Annotated in this window: 21 protein-coding genes; 19 read left to right on the forward strand and 2 right to left on the reverse strand. The window is 65.2% G+C overall.

What is annotated here, in order from left to right:
* From ACN4F8_RS10545 to ACN4F8_RS10575, 7 genes are all read left to right on the forward strand, one after another.
* On the forward strand, positions 1–799 hold a 799-nt coding region (locus ACN4F8_RS10545; protein ID WP_419473549.1), incomplete at its 5' end, for an isocitrate dehydrogenase kinase/phosphatase-domain containing protein.
* Between the two features lie 29 nt (positions 800–828).
* Positions 829–2,013 carry an acetyl-CoA C-acyltransferase gene (locus ACN4F8_RS10550; protein WP_419473550.1) on the forward strand — a complete coding sequence of 395 codons (1,185 nt, stop codon included), beginning with the start codon at positions 829–831 and terminating at the stop codon, positions 2,011–2,013.
* A 65-nt stretch (positions 2,014–2,078) separates the two neighbouring features.
* The gene (locus tag ACN4F8_RS10555) at positions 2,079–2,330 is read left to right on the forward strand and encodes a hypothetical protein (protein WP_419473551.1); all 252 of its coding nucleotides are present in this window, start codon (positions 2,079–2,081) and stop codon (positions 2,328–2,330) included.
* Complete coding sequence (locus ACN4F8_RS10560) at positions 2,327–2,614, forward strand: type II toxin-antitoxin system RelE family toxin (RefSeq protein ID WP_419473552.1); 288 nt, start codon at positions 2,327–2,329, stop codon at positions 2,612–2,614. Before ACN4F8_RS10555 ends, ACN4F8_RS10560 begins: the two co-directional genes overlap by 4 nt.
* A 32-nt stretch (positions 2,615–2,646) precedes the next feature.
* Positions 2,647–3,771 carry an acyl-CoA dehydrogenase family protein gene (locus tag ACN4F8_RS10565; protein ID WP_419473553.1) on the forward strand — a complete coding sequence of 375 codons (1,125 nt, stop codon included), beginning with the start codon at positions 2,647–2,649 and terminating at the stop codon, positions 3,769–3,771.
* 255 nt (positions 3,772–4,026) lie between these two features.
* Complete coding sequence (trkA, locus tag ACN4F8_RS10570) at positions 4,027–5,418, forward strand: Trk system potassium transporter TrkA (protein WP_419473554.1); 1,392 nt, start codon at positions 4,027–4,029, stop codon at positions 5,416–5,418.
* A gap of 11 nt (positions 5,419–5,429) precedes the next feature.
* Positions 5,430–6,890, forward strand: coding sequence for a TrkH family potassium uptake protein (locus ACN4F8_RS10575; protein ID WP_419473555.1), 1,461 nt, complete (start codon positions 5,430–5,432; stop codon positions 6,888–6,890).
* A gap of 114 nt (positions 6,891–7,004) precedes the next feature.
* Here ACN4F8_RS10575 and ACN4F8_RS10580 read toward each other — a convergent pair whose 3' ends face one another.
* Positions 7,005–7,709: a glutathione S-transferase N-terminal domain-containing protein gene (locus ACN4F8_RS10580; protein ID WP_419473556.1), complete on the reverse strand. Its 705-nt coding sequence runs from the start codon at positions 7,707–7,709 to the stop codon at positions 7,005–7,007.
* A 138-nt stretch (positions 7,710–7,847) separates the two neighbouring features.
* On the opposite strand from ACN4F8_RS10580, the gene ACN4F8_RS10585 reads away from it, so the two are divergent.
* Positions 7,848–8,222, forward strand: a complete 375-nt coding sequence (locus ACN4F8_RS10585) for a YchJ family protein (protein WP_419473557.1) — start codon at positions 7,848–7,850, stop codon at positions 8,220–8,222.
* Entirely contained in the window at positions 8,219–8,887 is a 669-nt protein-coding gene (locus ACN4F8_RS10590) for an HAD family hydrolase (protein WP_419473558.1), read from the forward strand. Before ACN4F8_RS10585 ends, ACN4F8_RS10590 begins: the two co-directional genes overlap by 4 nt.
* On the opposite strand, the gene ACN4F8_RS10595 is transcribed toward ACN4F8_RS10590, so the two are convergent.
* On the reverse strand, positions 8,861–9,913 hold the full coding sequence (locus ACN4F8_RS10595) for an AraC family transcriptional regulator (RefSeq protein WP_419473559.1): 1,053 nt from the start codon (positions 9,911–9,913) through the stop codon (positions 8,861–8,863). The two genes, ACN4F8_RS10590 and ACN4F8_RS10595, sit on opposite strands and share 27 nt — an antisense overlap.
* A 113-nt stretch (positions 9,914–10,026) precedes the next feature.
* On the opposite strand from ACN4F8_RS10595, the gene ACN4F8_RS10600 reads away from it, so the two are divergent.
* The 10 genes from ACN4F8_RS10600 to ACN4F8_RS10645 are packed head-to-tail and all read left to right on the forward strand — an operon-like array spanning position 10,027 to position 19,251.
* The gene (locus ACN4F8_RS10600; RefSeq protein ID WP_419473560.1) at positions 10,027–11,649 is read left to right on the forward strand and encodes a carboxyl transferase domain-containing protein; all 1,623 of its coding nucleotides are present in this window, start codon (positions 10,027–10,029) and stop codon (positions 11,647–11,649) included.
* A gap of 42 nt (positions 11,650–11,691) precedes the next feature.
* Positions 11,692–11,979 (forward strand): type II toxin-antitoxin system VapB family antitoxin, encoded by a 288-nt coding sequence (locus ACN4F8_RS10605; protein WP_419473561.1) that lies wholly within the window; start codon positions 11,692–11,694, stop codon positions 11,977–11,979.
* Positions 11,976–12,377 carry a PIN domain-containing protein gene (locus ACN4F8_RS10610; protein WP_419473562.1) on the forward strand — a complete coding sequence of 134 codons (402 nt, stop codon included), beginning with the start codon at positions 11,976–11,978 and terminating at the stop codon, positions 12,375–12,377. Before ACN4F8_RS10605 ends, ACN4F8_RS10610 begins: the two co-directional genes overlap by 4 nt.
* The gene (locus ACN4F8_RS10615; RefSeq protein ID WP_419473563.1) at positions 12,365–12,880 is read left to right on the forward strand and encodes a DinB family protein; all 516 of its coding nucleotides are present in this window, start codon (positions 12,365–12,367) and stop codon (positions 12,878–12,880) included. The genes ACN4F8_RS10610 and ACN4F8_RS10615 overlap by 13 nt, the downstream gene beginning before the upstream one ends.
* Positions 12,881–12,911: 31 nt before the next feature.
* Positions 12,912–14,132: an acyl-CoA dehydrogenase family protein gene (locus tag ACN4F8_RS10620; RefSeq protein WP_419473564.1), complete on the forward strand. Its 1,221-nt coding sequence runs from the start codon at positions 12,912–12,914 to the stop codon at positions 14,130–14,132.
* 2 nt (positions 14,133–14,134) lie between these two features.
* Positions 14,135–14,926 carry an enoyl-CoA hydratase/isomerase family protein gene (locus tag ACN4F8_RS10625; protein ID WP_419473565.1) on the forward strand — a complete coding sequence of 264 codons (792 nt, stop codon included), beginning with the start codon at positions 14,135–14,137 and terminating at the stop codon, positions 14,924–14,926.
* A 6-nt stretch (positions 14,927–14,932) separates the two neighbouring features.
* The gene (locus ACN4F8_RS10630) at positions 14,933–15,565 is read left to right on the forward strand and encodes a DUF4126 domain-containing protein (protein ID WP_419473566.1); all 633 of its coding nucleotides are present in this window, start codon (positions 14,933–14,935) and stop codon (positions 15,563–15,565) included.
* Positions 15,566–15,585: 20 nt separating this feature from the next.
* Positions 15,586–16,536, forward strand: a complete 951-nt coding sequence (locus ACN4F8_RS10635) for an AAA family ATPase (RefSeq protein WP_419473567.1) — start codon at positions 15,586–15,588, stop codon at positions 16,534–16,536.
* Between the two features lies 1 nt (position 16,537).
* On the forward strand, positions 16,538–17,167 hold the full coding sequence (locus ACN4F8_RS10640) for a DUF3226 domain-containing protein (RefSeq protein ID WP_419473568.1): 630 nt from the start codon (positions 16,538–16,540) through the stop codon (positions 17,165–17,167).
* Positions 17,168–17,196: 29 nt separating this feature from the next.
* Complete coding sequence (locus tag ACN4F8_RS10645) at positions 17,197–19,251, forward strand: acetyl/propionyl/methylcrotonyl-CoA carboxylase subunit alpha (protein WP_419473569.1); 2,055 nt, start codon at positions 17,197–17,199, stop codon at positions 19,249–19,251.
* Positions 19,252–19,274 lie beyond the last annotated feature (23 nt).

Raw genomic sequence — 19,274 nt, forward strand, 5'->3', positions numbered from 1 at the left:
CATGGTCATGCTGGTGTTTGACCTGCCGAGCTTTCCGTTCGTGTTCAAGGTCATCAAGGACTTCTACCCGCCGCAGAAGGACACCACGCGCGAGCAGATCCGCGGCAAGTACCTGCTGGTCAAGCAGCACGACCGCGTGGGCCGCATGGCCGACACGCTGGAGTTCTCCGAGGTGGGTTTTCCGCGTGACCGCTTCACCGACGAGCTGATCGCCGAAATCCAGAAGTTTGCGCCCAGCCAATTGGAGATCAGCGACCGCGATGGCGACGGCACGACCGAGGTGGTCTTGAAGCACTGCTACATCGAGCGCCGCATGATCCCGCTCAACATCCACCTGCAGGAAGCCTTCGACGCCGGCGCGCGCGCGCAGATCGAGCACACGGTCATCGAATACGGCAACGCGATCAAGGACCTGGTGGCGGCCAACATCTTCCCTGGCGACATGCTGTGGAAGAACTTCGGCATCACGCGCCACGGCAAGGTGGTGTTCTACGACTACGACGAGATCGAGTACATCACCGACTGCAACTTCCGCCGCGTGCCCGCGCCGCGCACCGAAGAAGACGAGATGTCGGGCGAGGTCTGGTACACGGTGCGCAAGCACGACGTGTTTCCCGAAACCTTCGGCCCGTTTCTGCTGGGCAACCCGGTGGTGCGCGAGGTGTTCATGCAGCACCACGCCGACCTGCTCGATGCCGCGTTCTGGCAATCGCACAAGGAGCGCATCGCCGCCGGCCATGTGTTCGACGTTTTTCCCTACGAACGCGATCGGCGTTTTCTGTCGCACGCGCTCGCCTGATCTTTTTCACACCCTCCAGGAGATTCACCATGTCCCAAGACGCAATCGTCATCGTCGGTGCCGCCCGCACCCCCATGGGCTCGTTCCAGAGCGACTTCGCCAGCCTCTCGGCCCACGATTTGGGTGGCGCCGCCATCAAGGCCGCCATGGAGCGCAGCGGCGTGGACCCGGCGCAGGTCGACGAGGTGCTGTTCGGCAACTGCCTGATGGCCGGCCAGGGCCAGGCGCCCGCGCGTCAGGCCGCGTTCAAGGGCGGGCTGCCGAAATCGGCCGGTGCGGTCACGCTGTCCAAGATGTGCGGCTCCGGCATGAAGGCCACCATGCTGGCGCACGACATGCTCGCCGCTGGCAGCGCCACCGTGATGGTGGCCGGCGGCATGGAGAGCATGACCAACGCGCCGTATTTGCTGCAGAAAGGCCGCGGCGGCTACCGCATGGGCCACGACAAGATCTTCGACCACATGATGCTCGACGGCCTCGAAGACGCTTATGAGGCTGGCCGCTCCATGGGCACCTTCGGCGAAGACTGCGCGGCCAAATACAGCTTCACCCGCGAGCAGCAGGACGCGTTCGCCATTGCGTCCGTCACGCGCGCCAAGGCCGCCACCGAGAGCGGTGCCTTCGCTGCAGAGATCACCCCCGTGACGGTGAAAGACCGCAGCGGCGAGCGGGTGGTGAGCACCGACGAAGGCCCGGGCAAGGTCAAGCTCGACAAGGTCACCAGCCTCAAGCCCGCGTTCAAGAAGGACGGCACCATCACCGCCGCGTCCAGCTCGTCCATCAACGACGGCGCCGCCGCGCTGGTGCTGATGCGCGAGTCCACCGCGAAGGCCCAGGGCCTCAAACCGCTGGCGCGCATCGTGGCGCACAGCACCCACGCGCAGGAACCCAACTGGTTTGCCACCGCCCCGGTGGGCGCCACGCAGAAGCTGCTGGCCAAGACCGGCTGGAGCGTGAACGAGGTGGACCTTTGGGAGATCAACGAAGCCTTCGCGGTGGTGCCGATGGCGCTCATGACCGAGCTGAGCATTCCGCACGAGAAAGTCAACGTCAACGGCGGCGCCTGCGCGCTGGGCCACCCCATCGGCGCCAGCGGCGCGCGCATCCTGGTCACGCTGATCCATGCGCTGCAGGCGCGCGGCGGCAAGAAGGGCGTGGCTACTTTGTGCATCGGCGGCGGTGAGGCCACCGCCATGGCGATCGAGTTGGTGTGAAGCGGGCCAGCGACCAACATAAAAATCCACTAAAATTCAACGAAATTTCGTCGAAAGGAAACGCCATGGACGCCTTGTTAGCCCGCACCAGTGTCGGCATCTCGGAACTTCGGGAGGCGCCCGCGCGCGTGTTCGAGCAGGCCGGGGACGAAGCCATGGTGGTGCTCAACCACAACAAGCCCGCTGGCTACATCGTCTCCAATGCCTGGATGGAGCGCGTGCTTGACCAACTGGCTGATCGCGTGGTGGCCACCAAGGCTGTTGCCCGACTCGGCTCGCTGGACAAGGCTCGCCCGATCTCGCTTGAGGACCTGTGAGCAAGCCCTACGGTCTGGCCATCCACCCGGAGGCCGAGCGCGAATGGGCAAGGCTGGATGAAAGCATCAAGAAGCGCTTCAAGCAGAAGTTGGCCAAGGAACGGCTGAACCACCCCCGGGTGGTGAAGGACGCCCTGCATGGGGCGCCCGACCTCTACAAGATCAAGATCACCACACCCCAGTACCGGCTGGCCTATCACGTCAACGACCTCACCCGGCAGCTCACCATCGTGGCCATCAGTTCGCGCGACGATGTGTATGACTTGCTGCAGGGACGTGTTTGACACACGGCCCCCACCAGGAACGCCATCTCGCCATGCTCAACCAAGACCAACTCATGATCCGCGACGCGGTGCGCAGCTTTGCTCAGGAGCAGCTTTGGCCGCACGCGGCGAAGTGGGACAAGGAGCACCACTTTCCGACCGATGTGCACAAGGGCCTGGCCGAACTCGGCGCCTACGGCATCTGCGTGCCCGAGGCGCTGGGTGGCGCGGGGCTGGACTATGTGACGCTGGCCGTGGTGCTCGAAGAAATCGCGGCCGGCGACGGCGGCACCAGCACCGCGATCTCGGTCACCAATTGCCCGGTCAACGCGATCCTGATGCGCTACGGCAATGCGCAGCAACAAGAGCAGTGGCTGCGCCCACTGGCCGCCGGCCAGATGCTGGGCGTGTTCTGCTTGACCGAACCGCACGTGGGCTCGGACGCCTCGGCGCTTCGCACCACGGCGGTGAAGGAGGGTGACGAGTACGTGCTCAACGGCGTCAAGCAGTTCATCACCAGCGGCAAGAACGGGCAGCTTGCGATCGTGATCGCGGTCACCGACAAGGGCGCGGGCAAGAAGGGCATGAGCGCGTTTGTGGTGCCCACCAGCACGCCGGGTTATGTGGTCGCGCGTCTGGAAGACAAGTTGGGCCAGCACAGCAGCGACACGGCGCAGATCAATTTCGACAACTGCCGCATTCCGGCGGAGAACCTGATCGGTGCCGAGGGCGAGGGCTACAAAATCGCACTCTCGGCGCTCGAAGGCGGACGCATCGGCATCGCTGCGCAGAGCATCGGCATGGCGCGCAGTGCGTTTGAATGTGCGCTGGCTTATTCCAAAGACCGCTCCAGTTTTGGCCAGCCGATCTTCAACCACCAGGCGGTGGGGTTTCGCCTGGCGGACATGGCGACACAGATCGAGGCGGCGCGCGCGCTCACGCACCACGCAGCGGCCTTGCGCGATGCGGGTCAGCCCTGTTTGAAAGAAGCCGCGATGGCCAAGCTGTTTGCCAGCGAAATGGCCGAGGCGGTTTGTACCGCTGCCATTCAGGTGTTTGGTGGGTACGGTTATGTGAGCGACTTTCCGGTGGAGCGCATCTACCGGGATGTGCGGGTGTGCCAGATTTATGAAGGCACGTCGGACATTCAGAAGATCATCATTTCACGAGGGTTGTGACCCCCTGCGCCGCTGACGCGGCTTCCCCCTGAAAGGGGGACGATGCCAGTGGCCCGGCAAAGCCGGTTCCTCGGCATCTCCCGGTTCAGTCACGCGCTCCGGGCCCCTGGTTGGAAGGCATGCAGCGCGGCCACTACCCTGTCCGGCGCGACACGTTTTTTGTCCAGGATGCCGTGGAACCGGCTCTGCCGGGCCACAGGCATCGCCCCCGGGGGGGTGACGCCGCAGGCGGCGCGGGGGGTACCATCCCTCACCATGAACATCATCATCCTGGGTGCCGGCCGAGTCGGCGAGAGCGTGGCGGAAAGCCTGGTCTCCGAGCAGAACGACATCACCGTCATCGACATGGACCCCGCCCGGCTGCGCAGCCTGGAAGAGCGGATTGACCTGAGAGGCGTGGTGGGCAACGGCATCCAGCCCTCGGTGTTGAGGGAAGCGGGCGCCAAAGACGCCGACATGGTGATCGCCTGCGCCGCCAACGATGAGACCAACCTCGTGGTCTGCAAGGTGGCGCACGACATCTTCAACGTGCCCAGCACCATCGCCCGGCTGCGCTCGCCCGAGTTCACGGAAGGCGACGAGCTGCTCGGCAAAAACGGCTTTGCGGTGGACCACGTGATCTGTCCCGAAGAGTCGGTCATGCGTTACCTGCACCAGCTCATCAGCTACCCCGAGGCGCTGCAGGTGCTGGAGTTCGCCGACGGCCGCGCCAGCCTGATCGCGGTGCGCGCCACGCACGGCGGCTCGCTGGTTGGCCACACCATCGGCGAGTTCCGCGACCGGTTTCCCCATGCCGAGATGCGCGTGGTGGCCCTGTACCGGCTCGACACCGAGATGGAGGCCAACAAGAACACGCGCATCCTGGCTGGCGACGAGGTGTTCGTGCTGGCCGACACGCAGAAGATCCGCTATGTGCTCGGTGCCATCCACAACATCGATGAGCCGGTCAAGCGCATCATGATCGCCGGCGGTGGCAAGGTCGGTTTGCGCCTGGCGCGCTCGCTGCAGGGTCAGTGCCAGGTGAAGATCATCGAGCGCTACAAGTCGCGCTGCGAATACCTGGCCAGCCAGTTGCCGTCGAGCATGCTCATCCTCAATGGCGACGGCGCCGACGAAGACCTGTTGCTCGAAGAAAGCGTGGGCGAGATGGACATGTTTCTCGCGCTCACCAGCGACGACGAGGACAACATCATGTCGGCCATGCTGGCCAAGCGCATGGGCGCCGGGCGCGTCATGGCGCTCATCAACCGCCGCGCCTATGCCGACATGATGCAGGGCAGCACGATCGACATCGCGATCTCGCCCTCGCAAACCGTGATCGGCGAGCTGCTCACGCACCTGCGGCGCGGCGACGTGGCCGCCGTGCACAGCCTGCGCCGCGGCGCGGCCGAAGCGCTCGAAGGGATTGCGCGCGGTGATGTGAAGACCAGCAAGCTGGTGGGCCGAAAGGTCGAGGAACTCAAACTGCCCAAGGGTGTGCGCATCGGCGCCATCGTGCGGGGTGAGGGCAACAAGTCGGAAGTGCTCATGCCGCACCACGACACCGTGATCGAGACCGACGACCACATCGTCATGTTCATCCCCAACAAGCGCCTGGTGCGCGAGGTCGAGCGGCTGTTCCAGGTCGGCGCCACTTTCTTCGGCTGAGGCCTCACGCCGTGTACAGCCTGCTGCCCGTTCTTGCCGTGTTCTCGCGCATCCTGCTGGCGTTCGCGCCCGCTTTCCTGGTGCCGCTGGCCTGGGCCTGGTTCCTGGACGAGCGCCACCATGCGCTGGTGTGGGCCTACGGCTTCGCCTTCACCACCACCTGCGGTGTGCTGCTGTGGCGCGCCACCCACCGGTTCCGCCGCGAGCTGCAGGCCAAGGACGGTTTTTTGCTGGTCAATCTGGTGTGGACCTTGTTGCCCGCGTTCGCGGCGGCGCCGCTCATGTTCACCGTGCCCGACATCGGCTGGACCAAGGCCTACTTTGAATCCATGAGCGCGCTCACCGCCACTGGGGCCACGGCGCTCTCGGGGCTGGACAATTTGCCCGTGTCGGTGAACGTGTGGCGCTGCTTCCTGCAGCTGGTGGGCGGGCTGGGCATCATGCTGCTGGTGGTGGCGGTGTTGCCGTTGCTGGGGCTGGGCGGGGTGCAGCTCTACCGGGCCGAGACGCCCGGGCCCATGAAAGACACCAAGTTCACGCCGCGCATTTCCGAGACCGCGCGCGGGCTTTGGGGGGTGTATGTGCTGTTTTCGGTGGCCTGCATGCTGGCCTACCGCTGGGCCGGCATGAGCTGGGCCGACGCTTTCATGCACATGTGCACCACCATGGGTCTGGGGGGGTTCTCGTCGCACGACGCGAGCTTCGGTTACTGGGACTCACCGAAGATCGAGGCTGTGGCCACGGTCTTCATGGTGCTCGCCGGTGTGAGCTTCATGCGCTATTTCATTGTGCTGCGCCACCGATCGCTGCGCCCCCTCACCAACGACCGCGAGATCCGCACCTATGTGAGCGTGCTGGTCGTGTCGGTGCTGCTGGTGGCCATCCTGCTCAGCGCACATGGCGTGATCCCCGACTTCCCCGAGGCCTTGCGCACCAGTGCGTTCCATGTGGTGTCGGTGGCCACCACCACCGGCTATGCATCGACCGACTACGCACAGTGGCCGGTGTTTGCGCCGGTGCTGCTCATGTTCCTGGGGTGCTTCGTGTCGTGCGCCGGCTCCACCGGTGGCGGCATCAAGCTGGTGCGCATGGTGCTGCTGATCAAGCAGGCGCGGCGCGAGCTGGTGCGCATCGTGCATCCGCGTGTGGTCAACCCGGTCACGCTGGGCGGCGCCATCATGCCCACCTCGGTCATGACCGCCGTGCTGGGCTACATGCTGATCTACGGCGCGGTCACCATGGGCCTGACCATGGTGCTGCTGTTCACCGGACTGGACATCGTGACCGCGTTTTCCGCCGTGATCGCCACCGTCAACAACATCGGCCCCGGCCTGGGTGAGGTGGGGCCATCGAGCAACTTCGGCGTGCTCAACAGCTTTCAGATCTGGGTGTGCACGTTTGCGATGCTGCTGGGCCGGCTTGAGCTGCTGACGGTATTGGTTTTGTTCACGGGTCACTTCTGGAGAAAGTAGGCTCACCCCCGCGCCGCGCTTTCAGCGCGTCACCCCCTCAAGGGGGCGATGCCTGCGGCCTGGCAAAGCCAGTTCCGCGGCATCCGTGGTTGGAGGTGGCTCACTCGTTGCGCTTCAGCTTCTAGCGGGGATGGTCAGGCCGCGTTGCACGGCAGGCCGTGCGCCAAAGGCGTCCAGCACGCGCGGCAGCTCGGCAAACTCGCTGAACCCCACCAGATCGCCCGCGCCATAGAAGCCCACCAGGTTGCGCACCCAGGGCCAGATGGCAATGTCGGCGATCGTGTACTCCTGGCCCATGATCCAGTCGCGCCCGGTCATGCGCTGGTTCAGCACACCCAGCAAGCGTTTGGTCTCGGCGGCGTAGCGGTCGCGTGGGCGTTTGTCTTCAAAGTCCTTGCCGGCGAACTTGTGGAAGAAACCGAGCTGGCCAAACATCGGGCCCACGCCCCCCATCTGGAACATCAGCCACTGCAGCGTCTCGTAGCGGGCCGCCGGATCTTTGGGCAGGAACTGCCCGGTCTTTTCGGCCAGGTAGACCAGAATGGCGCCCGACTCGAACAACGCCAGCGGCTTGCCGCCCGGCCCGTCGGGGTCGAGGATGGCCGGGATCTTGTTGTTCGGGTTGAGCGAGAGAAAGGCCGGCGACATCTGGTCGTTGGTCTCGAAGCTCACCAGGTGCGGCTCGTAGGGCAGGCCGGTTTCCTCCAGCAGGATCGAGACCTTCACACCGTTGGGCGTGGGCAGCGAATACAGCTGCAGGCGGTCGGGATGCTGTGCGGGCCACTTCTGGGTGATGGGGAAACTGTCGAGCGATGTCATGTGGGTTCCTTCGTGAGCGAGAGCCGCATTGAACACCCGGCCCGCATGACCCGGGCGCTGCAAGGACATCGATAATCGGCTGCACATGCCCACGCCCTCGCCGTTCAAACCCGCTCCCGGCACCACGTCCCCCGCTTCATGAGAGACCCCTGCCCCTGCGGCCGCAGCGCCGGCTTTCAAACCTGCTGCGCCCGCTACATCGGCACCGGTGTGGCCGCGCCCGACGCCGGATCGCTCATGCGCTCGCGCTACACCGCGTTCGTGCGTGGCGATGCAGCGCACCTGCTGGCCACCTGGCATGTGAGCACGCGCCCGGCTTCCATCGAACTGGAGGTCGGCGTGAAATGGCTGGGGCTGGCGGTGAAGCGGCACACGCCCATCGACGACTCACACGCCGAAGTGGAGTTCGTCGCGCGTTCGCGGCTGCAGGGCCGTGGACAACGCCTGCACGAGCGCAGCCGCTTCGTGCGCGAAGGCGGACATTGGTTCTATGTGGATGGAGATCTTTTGTGACGCAATTCGAGGGTGTTCTGTTTGATTGCGACGGCGTGCTGGTGGACAGCGAGCCCATCACCAACGGCGTGCTGCGCGAAGTGCTCAACGAGAGTGGCTGGGCGATCACACAGGCGGAGTGCATGCAGATCTTCATCGGCAAGGCGGTGCGCGACGAGCGTGCTCGCATCGAGGCCGAGACCGGCCAACCGCTGACCGAAGCATGGATGCGGGCGTTTTATGCCCGGCGCGATGCGCGGTTGCGCGCCGAATTGCAGCCGGTGCAGGGTGCCATCGACGTGGTGATGGCCGCGCACCGCCACACCGGTGGCCGCATCGCTTGCGCTTCAGGGGCCGACCGGCCCAAGGTCGTGATGCAGATCGAGATGGCGGGCATGCAGCCCTACTTTGGCGACCGCATCTTCAGTGGGCACGACCAGCCCCGATCCAAGCCCGCGCCCGACGTGTACCTCGCCGCTGCAGCGCACCTGGGTGCCGACCCGGCGCGCTGCCTGGTGATCGAAGACACGGGCACAGGTGCTCAGGCTGGTTTGGCGGCGGGCGCAACCGTGTGGGGCTACTGCCCGGAAGGCCACGGCCGCGCGTTCGACGGATTGCCCGTGCACCGCGTGTTCCACCGCATGCACGACCTGCTCGGTTCACTGCCCTCGCCACTCGCCGGGTGATTGCCCCGTCCAGCCCTTGAAGGCGCGGATGAAACTCTTCTCGTTCAAAAACCCCGCCGCCTCGGCCACCTGCTTGATGGGCTTGTGGCTGCGCAGCAGCAGTTCGGTGGCGAGCTGCCGGCGCACCTCGTCCTTCAGGCTCTGCAGCGACGCGCCTTCGTCTTTCAGTTGCCGGTGCAGCGTGCGCGGTGAGGTGTTGAGCAGCGCGGCCAGGTCGTTGGCGTTGTGCGCGTCTTGCGGGCGGCTGGCCAGCAACTGGCGCACACGCTGCACCAGCAGGCGGTCGCGCCGGAACGAGCGCACGGTCAGGGGCAAGGCGCGCTGCAGCAGCTGGTTCATGGCGGCCTCGTTGCGCCGCACCGGCAGGCTCAGGTAGCGCGCGTCGAAGTGAATGGCGGCGTGGTCCGCATCGAACCGGGTCGGCCCGTCGAACAACACGGCGTAGGCCTCGGCGTGGCGCGGCGCGGCGTACGCAAACTGGGCGCCGAGCAGGGCGACGCGCGAGTCCACGTACCAGCTCGCCAGACCGTGGATGTTGCGCAGCAGCGAGACCGCACAGAGTTCGGCCATGGGGCCGGGATCGCGGTGCAGGCGCATCGCGATGCTGGCCACTTCGCCATTCACCTCCACCGTCAGCGTGGCGTCGGGCGCCAGCAGGCCGTGGTGGCGGCACCAGCGCTTGAGTGCCACGCCCAGCGCTGGGCTGGAGAGCGAGGCGCGCGCCAGCAGGCCGTAGCTGCCCCAGGGCAGGGGCCGGGCGAAACAGCCCAGGCCTTCGTCGTCGAGTTCGCGCATGGCGGCGCCCGAGATCACTTCCATCTGTGTCGCGGTGATGCTGGCACCGGGTTTTTTGAGTTGCGCTGGCGTTATTTGTGCCTGCTCCAGCGCGTCTGATGGGTCCATGCCACGCGCCTCGTAGGCCAGCACCATGGCCCGGATCAATGCCATGGGCGTGAGTGCCGGACCGCCGAGCAGGCGGGCAGCGTCGGGCAGCGGAGTTGAGCGGCGAAGAGCTGCTTGGGACATACCCGGATTTTCAGGGGCGTTGGCAGCATTTGCAACCCAAGTGACCGACACGGCCCCGGTGCAATCCGCCAGAATGATCCATTCCCCACAAGACAACCTGACAGGACCGCACCATGTCGACCCTGGAGACACAACTCAACGCCCGCTCTGCCGACTTTCAGGCCAACGCCGCCGCCATGCGCGCCGTGGTGGAGGAGCTGCGGGCGCAGGTGGCCAAGTCCACCTTCGGCGGCGGCGAAGCCGCGCGCGCCAAACACACCCAACGCGGCAAGCTGCTGCCGCGCGACCGCGTGCAGATGCTGCTGGATCCGGGCACGCCGTTTCTGGAGTTGAGCCCGCTGGCCGCGCTCAACATGTACCCGGACCGCGACGGCACCGACAGCGCTCCTTGCGCCGGCGTGATCACCGGCATCGGCCGCGTCAGCGGCGTCGACTGCCTGATCGTCTGCAACGACGCCACGGTCAAGGGCGGCACCTACTACCCCATGACGGTGAAGAAACACCTGCGCGCCCAAGAAGTGGCGATGCAGAACAACCTCACCTGCATCTACCTGGTGGACTCGGGCGGCGCCAACCTGCCCAATCAAGATGATGTGTTCCCTGATCGCGACCACTTCGGCCGCATCTTCTACAACCAGGCCAACATGTCGGCCAACGGCATCGCGCAGATCGCCGTGGTCATGGGCTCGTGCACGGCCGGCGGCGCGTATGTGCCGGCCATGAGCGACGAGACCATCATCGTCAAGAACCAGGGCACCATCTTCCTCGGTGGCCCGCCGCTGGTGAAGGCGGCCATCGGCGAGATCGTGAGCGCCGAAGACCTGGGCGGTGGCGATGTGCACACGCGCCTCTCGGGTGTGGCCGACCACCTGGCGCAGAACGACGCGCACGCTCTCGCCCTGGCGCGCCAGGCCGTGGCCACGCTCAACAAACGCAAGATCGCCACGCAGGCGCTGCGCGAGCCGCGCGCACCGCTGTATCCCACCGAAGAGATTTACGGCGTGATCCCCACCGACACGCGCAAACCCTACGACGTGCGCGAGATCATTGCGCGCATCGTCGACGGCAGCGAGTTCCATGAATTCAAGGCGCGCTTCGGCGCCACGCTGGTCTGCGGCTTCGCGCACATCGAAGGCATGCCCATCGGCATCGTCGCCAACAACGGCGTGCTGTTCTCCGAGAGCGCGCAGAAGGGGGCGCACTTCATCGAGCTGTGCTGCCAGCGCAAGGTGCCGCTGCTGTTCCTGCAGAACATCACCGGCTTCATGGTCGGCAAGAAGTACGAGAGCGAGGGCATCGCGCGCCACGGCGCCAAGATGGTCACGGCCGTGGCCACCGCCAGCGTGCCCAAGTTCACCGTGATCATCGGCGGCAGCTACGGCGCCGGCAACTACGGCATGTGTGGCCGCGCCTACAGCCCGCGTTTCCTCTGGATGTGGCCCAACGCCCGCATCTGCGTCATGGGCGGCGAGCAGGCCGCCGGCGTGCTGGCCACCGTCAAGCGCGACGGTATCGAGGCCCGCGGCGGCACCTGGAGTGCCGAGGAAGAGGCGGCGTTCAAACAGCCGGTGCTCGACCAGTTCGCCCACCAGTCGCACCCCTACTACTCCAGCGCCCGCCTGTGGGACGACGGCGTGATCGACCCGGCCGACACGCGCCGCGTGCTCGGCCTGGCGCTTTCAGCCGCGCTCAACACGCCCATCGGCGAGCCGAAGTTTGGTGTTTTCCGCATGTGATGTGTATGATTTGTCGATTTCATACACATCAAGGAATTTGTCATGCGAACCAATATCGTCATTGACGACAAGCTCATGGCCGATGTCATGGCCAGCGGTGACTTCAAAACCAAGCGCGAAGCGGTTGAAGAGGGCTTGCGCATGCTCAAGCGGCGCAAAGCGTATGCGGCCATTCGCGCTGCCCGGGGCACCTTGTTCTGGGACGACTCGGACGAAGCCTGGGCCAAACACAGGGCAGAGCTTGCCGAGCAGGCCGCGGCCAACCCGGCAGCACCCACCTTGCAAGAGCCAGGGGCACCCTACAGCGCCAAGCCAGGTGAACAGCCATGACCCTGGTGGACTCCAGCGTCTGGATCGACTACTTCCGGGGCGACAAAACCGGCCAGACCGAATACCTCGATCTGCTGCTGGAACGGTCAGAAGAAGAATTGGGCGTGGCCGACCTTGTGGTGTTTGAAGTGCTGCGTGGCTTCACCAATGCCCGGGCACAGCGGGAGGCGCAAGCCTTGCTGCTCAGTACAACGGTGGTTGAAATCGGTGGGTTGGACAACGCCTTGAGCGCGGCCAGCGTGTATCGCCGGCTACGCGCCCAAGGCCGCACCGTGCGCAGCCCCATCGACGTGCTGCTCGCCAGCTACTGCATGACACACGGCCACTTGCTGTTGCACCGCGACGCCGATTTCGAATCACTCAAGGTCTTGGGAGGACTGGACACATGGCCGCATTGAGCCCCTGGCAAGCCCACTTCGTACAACTGGCCCGCTACAACGTGTGGGCCACCGAACGTTTGATCGCGGCCATCGAACCGGTCAACGAGTTCGACTACCGGCGCGATCTGCGCCTGTTCTTCAAGAGCATCCACGGCACGCTCAACCACCTGCTGGTGGGCGAGCACATGCTGTGGCAGCGGCGCTTTGCGCGGGGTGAGTCGCCAAAGTTGGAGCTGGACATGGAAGTCGAGCCCGAGCGCGACCGCCTGGGCCAGGCACTCAAGGGCGGCGCCAAGGTGTGGGAGCCGCTGATCACCAGTTGGCCCGCCGAGCGTTTTGACGGAAAGCTGGCCTACACCAACATGCGCGGTCAGGCCATGAGCCTGCCGTTCGCTGCCACGCTGGCCCACGTGTTCAACCACGGCACGCACCACCGCGGCCAGATCAGCGCAGCGCTCACCATGCTCGGGCAACCCGCACCCGAGCTGGATCTGGTGTTCTTTTTGCAGCAGAGCACCTGACCACCACAACCACAACGAACGAGACACACCCATGACCGCCACCATCTACGACAACCCCGACCACGAACTGCTGCGCGACCAGGTGGCGCGTTTTCTGGAGCGCGAGGTGGAGCCGCACGCAGCGGCCTGGGAAGAGACCGGCATGGTGCCGCGCGATGTGTTGCGCCGCATGGGCCAGGCCGGTTTGCTCGGCATCGCCTTTGAAGAGAAATATGGCGGTGCCGACGCCGACGCCATGACCAATCTGGTGTTCGCCGAAGCGCTGTCCCAAAGCACCTTCGCCGGTTTCATCATCACCGTGCTCGTGCACACCGACATGGCCGGCCCGCACCTGCACCACGCCGGCACCCCGGCGCAGAAGGCCAAGTACCTGCCCAAGGTCACAGCGGGAGAACTGATCACGGCGGTGGGCATCAGCGAGCCCGGCGCCGGCTCGGACGTGGCCGGCATGCGCACCACCGCCCGCCGAGATGGCGACGAGTGGGTCATCAACGGCACCAAGATGTTCATCACCAACGGTGTGCACGGCGACCTGTACTTCGTGGCCGCCAAGACCGGCACCGCGCGGCACGACATGTCGATGTTCATCGTCGAAAAAGGCACGCCGGGGTTCACCGTGGGCCGTGCGCTCAAGAAAACGGGCTGGCTCTCCAGCGACACGGCCGAGCTCGTGTTCGACAACGTGCGCATCCCCGCAGAGAACCTGCTGGGCGAAGAGGGCAAGGGCTTTTACTCGGTGATGAAAAATTTCCAGACCGAGCGCATTGCCCTGGGCGCCATGGCCATCGGCCATTGCACACAGGCGCTCAAGATCACGCTGGACCACGTGCGCCAGCGCCAGGCCTTCGGTGCCACGCTGTGGGACCAGCAGACCATTCGTCAGCGCCTCTCGATGCTGGACGCCAAGGTGCGCGCTGCGCGCCAGTTCATGTACCACTGCGCCTGGCGCGCCGCCGGGCAGCCCCAAGGCTCGCCAGCCCCCTCGGGGGGCAGCGGACCGCGCGAAGCGGGGGAGCGTGGGGGCTCGGGACCTTTCACGCAGGGCCACGACATCGTGCAGGAGGTCTCCATGCTCAAGGCGCTGACCGGCGAGCTGGTCAACGAGGTGGTGCAGACCTGCCAGCAGTTCCACGGCGGCATGGGCTTCATCCGCGAGACGGCGATCGAGCGCCTGTGGCGCGACGCGCGCGTGCTCGCCATCGGCGGCGGTGCCACCGAGGTGATGCTCGAAGAAGTGGCCAAGAGGTACTGACCATGAGCAACGTGCTGGATGTGACCCGCCCCAGCGCCCATGTGGCGCATGTGTGGCTCAACCGCCCCGATGTGCGCAACGCGTTCAACGACGACGTGATCGCCGCGCTGACCACCACCTTTGAAGCGCTGTCCAAAGACGAAGACCTGCGCGTGGTCGTGCTCGGCGCGCACGGCAAGGCCTTCTGCGCCGGCGCCGACCTCAACTGGATGAAGGCCATGGCCGGCTACAGCTGGGACGAGAACCGTGCCGACGCGCAGAAACTCGCCGACATGCTGTGGACGCTGGACCAGTGCCCGGTGCCGGTGGTGGGGCGCATCCAGGGAGACTGTTACGCCGGCGGCATGGGGCTGGCCGCCATCTGCGACGTGTTGGTGGCGGTGGAGGGCGCGACCTTCTGCCTGTCCGAAGCCCGGCTGGGCCTGCTGCCCGCCACCATCAGCCCCTACGTGGCACGAGCCTTGGGTGTGCAAGCCTCGCGGCGCTACATGGTCACCGCCGAGCGCTTCAGCGCGGTGCGTGCGCACGCGCTGGGCATGGTGCACGAGCTGGCCACACCTGAGACGCTGGACGCCAAGGTCGACGAGATCGTCGCCACGCTGGTGGCCAACGGGCCGAAGGCTTCGCGTGAATGCAAACGCCTGGTGCGCGATGTGAGCGGTGTGCCCATCACGGCCGAGCTGCGCAGCGAGACCGCGCGCCGCATCGCCGACATCCGCGCCAGTGACGAAGGCCGCGAAGGCCTGCAATCCTTCCTGGGCAAACGCGCGCCCGGCTGGTTGCCCCAAGGCTGATCGGCCATGACGGAAGCCCTCGCCTCCCTGGGCACCCCCGAGCTGCTGGCCCTGGCCGGCGCGCTCGGCTGGGCCAGTGGTTTCCGTCTTTACGCGGTGGTGTTTCTGGTGGGCGTGGCCGGTGCGCTGGGCTGGATGGAGCTGCCCGCCGGCCTGCAGGTGCTGCAGCACCCCGCGCTGCTCGGGGCCAGCGGCTTCATGCTGTTCATCGAGTTCTTTGCCGACAAGATTCCGGTGGTGGATTCGCTGTGGGACATGGTCAACAGCGTGGTGCGCATCCCCGCCGGTGCCGCTCTCGCGGCGGGCGTGTTCGGTGCCGACAGTGGCACGGCTGCCCTGGCCGCCGCGCTCCTGGGCGGCTCGCTCGCGGCCACCAGCCAGGCCGCCAAGACCACCACCCGCGCGGCCATCAACGCCTCGCCCGAGCCTTTCTCCAACATCGCCATGAGCCTGGTCGAAGACGGCCTGGTGGTCGGCGCCGTGTGGCTGGCCACCAACCACCCCATCGCTTTCGGCGTGTTGCTGCTCATCACCGTGGTGCTGATGTGGATCGTCACCTGGATGCTCTTCAAATTCCTGCGCGCGGTGTTTCGCCGAGCGCGCGGCCTCTTTGCTGGCTCGGCTAGAGTCGCTGACTGATTGCAATTCGGAGAAAACACATGCTTGAGTCGGTCCTGATCCAGAACTTCAAGGGGTTCAAAAACACCTTGATCAGCCCGTTCCGCAAGGTCAACTTGATCATTGGTGGGCAGAACGTCGGCAAGACATCCGTGTTGGAGGCCGTTCAGATATGCCTTGGAGGTTTTGAGGCGACTGCGTTCCGTCAAAACGAGGGCACTGACGCGCACCATTTTTCAGCCTCGGTGATGGCGAATCCTGACCTGACTTTGTATGCCAAGTATTCAGCTAGAGAGTTTGTGCTCACCAGGCGGACCCCCTTCGACCCCAGTTCAGTGAGCGCCAAATCAAAGGATTTTTATGGGCTCGGGGCGTTCAGTGGGCCGTTCGGTGTGAGCCACAGATATTCAAATGAAAGTGCGCGCCAAGACCCGACTCCACGCTGCGTTGCTATCCCATTGTTTCTGCCACCTCAGATGCATCTCGTGATGCTATTTGGCAAGGTTATCTTGACGCGCAAAAAGCGCGAACTTACAGAGCTTCTGCGAAAAGTCGAGCCACGGCTGATCAGCTTGGATGCAATTGCTCCAGATGGTGAGCAGCGCGTTTATGCCGAGCTTGAAGGCGTTGATCAGGCTTTGCCTCTTACGCAGATGGGGCACGGTTTCAGTCGCCTCGTGTATCTCTTTTCCGAGATGTTGGTGTCGGACGCCCAAATTGCGCTCATCGACGAAGTCGAAAACGGTATCCACTACAGCGCATTGCCGACGCTCTTCCAGGGCATCAAGACGGTGGCGCAAGAGCGCGATGTCCAGTCATTGATCACCACACACAGTTGGGACGGCCTTCGGGCAGCGTGCGAGGTGTTTGAAGACACGCCAGACATGTTTCAGGTGATCCGGTTGGAACGCGATGAAGACGAGGTGAAGGCTGTCTGCATCGACGGGGCCCGCATGCTGCGCCTCATGGCTGACGAACGGGAGGTCCGCTGAAATGGCCTCCCAATCTCCAAAAATTGCTGATCGACCGCTTCAATCCCCGCGCGTGATCGTTTGCGAAGGGTCTGACGAATACGACGTTCTGAATTGGATTCGGCAACGCCGCAAACTGACGGAGGAAGCTGTCGAGTTGATCAATGCCGAGGGACGGACGAAGCTGAAAACAGTTTTGGATGACTTGCGCTTTCAGTCCGGCGGATCGGCTGTGAAACTGGTTGGCGTTGTGCTGGATGCCGAGGAAAAAAGCGCGGCTGACAAAGCCTTGCTGGATGGATTGAGCAGCGTTGCCCAAGCGCATGGCTTTGGTCTTTCAGTGCACGTGCTTCCAGACAGCGATTCGGCAGGCGCCTTGGAAACGCTTGTGCGCAGACATGCTGATGTGCAAACGCCAGCTGTTGCGTGTGCCAACGCTTGGGAGTTGTGTACAGCGGAAAACGCGGAGCACAGAACCACAGCGCAAAAAGACAAGGCCTGGAGCCACGTCTGGCTTGCTGGTCAAGGCGCGTTCTATTCGCGTCTGGGCTTTGCGCTGGCGAACAACGCCGATGTGCGAGGCCGCGTCCCTGCCTTCATCGAGCACTTTGAGAAATTGCTCGATCAGGTGCTGAACACCCCTTTGAAATAACATCGCCCACCCTCGGGCGAGGAGACAACATGTTCACCAAAATCCTGATCGCCAACCGAGGCGAGATCGCCTGCCGTGTGGCCGCCACCGCCCGCCGCCTGGGCGTGCGCACCGTGGCCGTGTATTCCGACGCCGATGCCAGCGCCAAGCACGTGGCGGCTTGTGACGAGGCCGTGCACATCGGCGGTAGCGCGCCCAAGGACAGCTACCTGCAGTGGGAGCGCATCATCGAAGCCGCCAAGGCCACCGGTGCGCAGGCCATCCACCCCGGCTACGGTTTCCTCAGCGAGAACGATGCGTTTGCGAATGCCTGCGCCAACGCCGGCATCGCCTTCATCGGTCCGCCGGCCTCCGCCATCCTGGCCATGGGGCTGAAGGCCGAGTCGAAGCAGCTGATGGAAAAAGCCGGTGTGCCGCTGGTGCCCGGTTACCACGAGGCCGACCAGGACCCGGCCATGCTGCAACACGAGGCCAACCGCATCGGTTACCCGGTGCTCATCAAGGCCAGCGCGGGCGGCGGCGGCAAGGGCATGCGAGCGGTGGACAAGGCCGAAGACTTTGCGGACGCGCTGTCGAGCTGCCAGCGGGAAGCGCGCAACAGCTTCGGCAGCGACGCGGTGCTGATCGAAAAATACGTGCAGCGCCCGCGCCACATCGAGATTCAGGTGTTCGGCGACACACACGGCAACTGCGTGTACCTGTTCGAGCGCGACTGCTCGGTGCAACGCCGCCACCAGAAGGTGCTGGAAGAAGCGCCCGCGCCGGGCATGACGCCCGAGTTCCGCCAGCAGATGGGGTTGGCGGCGGTGGCCGCGGCCAAGGCGGTGAACTACGTGGGCGCCGGCACGGTGGAGTTCATCGTCGAACAACCGCCCGAGGGCGGCATGCGTTTCTTCTTCATGGAGATGAACACGCGCCTGCAGGTGGAGCATCCGGTGACCGAAGCCATCACCGGGCTGGACCTGGTGGAGTGGCAGCTGCGCGTGGCCAGCGGCGAGCCGCTGCCGCTGAAGCAGGACGAGCTGCGCATCCACGGCCACGCCATCGAGGCGCGCATCTGCGCCGAAACGCCGGACAACAACTTTCTGCCCGCCACCGGCACGCTGGCGGTCTACCGCTTGCCCGACTGCGTGGAATTCTTGCCCCCTCTCCCTCTGGGAGAGGGCGGGGGTGAGGGCTCGCGCCGCGCGGGCCAGCCGGTGCGGGTCGATGCCGGCGTGCGCGAAGGCGACTCCATCAGCCCGTTCTACGACTCCATGGTCGCCAAACTCATCGTGCATGGCGCCACGCGCGAAGAAGCGCTGGCGCGCATGGACGCGGCCCTGGCCGAAACGCGCATCGTCGGCCTCTCGACCAACGTGCAGTTCCTGCGCCATGTGGTGAACAGCGCCTCGTTCGCGCAGGCCAACCTGGACACCGCGCTGATCCCACGTGAGGCCGCGGTGCTGTTCCACCAGGACAAGGTGGGTCTTGCGATGGCGGTGGCTTCGGCCGTGGCGCAGACGCTGGTGGCCGAGCGCGCGCAGGAATCCACAGACCCCTTCGCCCGCCGCGACGGCTGGCGTCCGCACGGCCTCACCGTGCGCCGCTTCGACTTTGAATACCTGGGCGAGCCGCTGCTCGCGCACCTCACCTACCTGCACGACGGCGCCTTGCAACTGGCCTTCGGCGAGGTCAGCGGCGTGCTGCAGTTCGACACCTTGCTCACCGAGGGTGGTGCCCGCATGGACCTGCGCTTCCAGGGCCAGCGGCAGACCGTGCAGACCTGGCAGCAGGGCGAGATCGTGCACATCTTCTGCGCGCTCGGCGCCACGCAGATCACCGAGATCGACGCGCTTGCCCACGCCGGCGTGGCCGCTGCCGACGGTGGGCGGCTCACCGCACCCATGCCGGGCAAGGTGCTCTCGTTCGCGGTGAAGGCGGGCGACGTGATCAAGAAAGGCCAGGCGCTGGCCGTGATGGAAGCCATGAAGATGGAGCACACCATCGCCGCACCCGCCGACGGCACCGTGGCCGAGCTGCTGTACGCACCCGGCGACCAAGTGAACGAAGGCGCCGAGCTGCTCAAGCTCACCACCGCGTGATGCGTGCGACAGCGCGCGCAGGC

This window comes from Hydrogenophaga sp., from assembly GCF_048549895.1.
GTDB lineage: Bacteria > Pseudomonadota > Gammaproteobacteria > Burkholderiales > Burkholderiaceae_C > Hydrogenophaga.

What these genes read in the sequence shown, in the direction of transcription:
- ACN4F8_RS10550 (WP_419473550.1), top strand. Translation starts at nt 829, where the DNA reads ATGTCCCAAGACGCAATCGTCATCGTCGGTGCCGCCCGCACCCCCATG.
- ACN4F8_RS10555 (WP_419473551.1), top strand. Translation starts at nt 2,079, where the DNA reads ATGGACGCCTTGTTAGCCCGCACCAGTGTCGGCATCTCGGAACTTCGG.
- ACN4F8_RS10565 (WP_419473553.1), top strand. Translation starts at nt 2,647, where the DNA reads ATGCTCAACCAAGACCAACTCATGATCCGCGACGCGGTGCGCAGCTTT.
- trkA (WP_419473554.1), top strand. Translation starts at nt 4,027, where the DNA reads ATGAACATCATCATCCTGGGTGCCGGCCGAGTCGGCGAGAGCGTGGCG.
- ACN4F8_RS10580 (WP_419473556.1), bottom strand. Translation starts at nt 7,709, where the DNA reads ATGACATCGCTCGACAGTTTCCCCATCACCCAGAAGTGGCCCGCACAG.
- ACN4F8_RS10585 (WP_419473557.1), top strand. Translation starts at nt 7,848, where the DNA reads ATGAGAGACCCCTGCCCCTGCGGCCGCAGCGCCGGCTTTCAAACCTGC.
- ACN4F8_RS10595 (WP_419473559.1), bottom strand. Translation starts at nt 9,913, where the DNA reads ATGTCCCAAGCAGCTCTTCGCCGCTCAACTCCGCTGCCCGACGCTGCC.
- ACN4F8_RS10600 (WP_419473560.1), top strand. Translation starts at nt 10,027, where the DNA reads ATGTCGACCCTGGAGACACAACTCAACGCCCGCTCTGCCGACTTTCAG.
- ACN4F8_RS10605 (WP_419473561.1), top strand. Translation starts at nt 11,692, where the DNA reads ATGCGAACCAATATCGTCATTGACGACAAGCTCATGGCCGATGTCATG.
- ACN4F8_RS10610 (WP_419473562.1), top strand. Translation starts at nt 11,976, where the DNA reads ATGACCCTGGTGGACTCCAGCGTCTGGATCGACTACTTCCGGGGCGAC.
- ACN4F8_RS10615 (WP_419473563.1), top strand. Translation starts at nt 12,365, where the DNA reads ATGGCCGCATTGAGCCCCTGGCAAGCCCACTTCGTACAACTGGCCCGC.
- ACN4F8_RS10620 (WP_419473564.1), top strand. Translation starts at nt 12,912, where the DNA reads ATGACCGCCACCATCTACGACAACCCCGACCACGAACTGCTGCGCGAC.
- ACN4F8_RS10625 (WP_419473565.1), top strand. Translation starts at nt 14,135, where the DNA reads ATGAGCAACGTGCTGGATGTGACCCGCCCCAGCGCCCATGTGGCGCAT.
- ACN4F8_RS10630 (WP_419473566.1), top strand. Translation starts at nt 14,933, where the DNA reads ATGACGGAAGCCCTCGCCTCCCTGGGCACCCCCGAGCTGCTGGCCCTG.
- ACN4F8_RS10635 (WP_419473567.1), top strand. Translation starts at nt 15,586, where the DNA reads ATGCTTGAGTCGGTCCTGATCCAGAACTTCAAGGGGTTCAAAAACACC.
- ACN4F8_RS10640 (WP_419473568.1), top strand. Translation starts at nt 16,538, where the DNA reads ATGGCCTCCCAATCTCCAAAAATTGCTGATCGACCGCTTCAATCCCCG.
- ACN4F8_RS10645 (WP_419473569.1), top strand. Translation starts at nt 17,197, where the DNA reads ATGTTCACCAAAATCCTGATCGCCAACCGAGGCGAGATCGCCTGCCGT.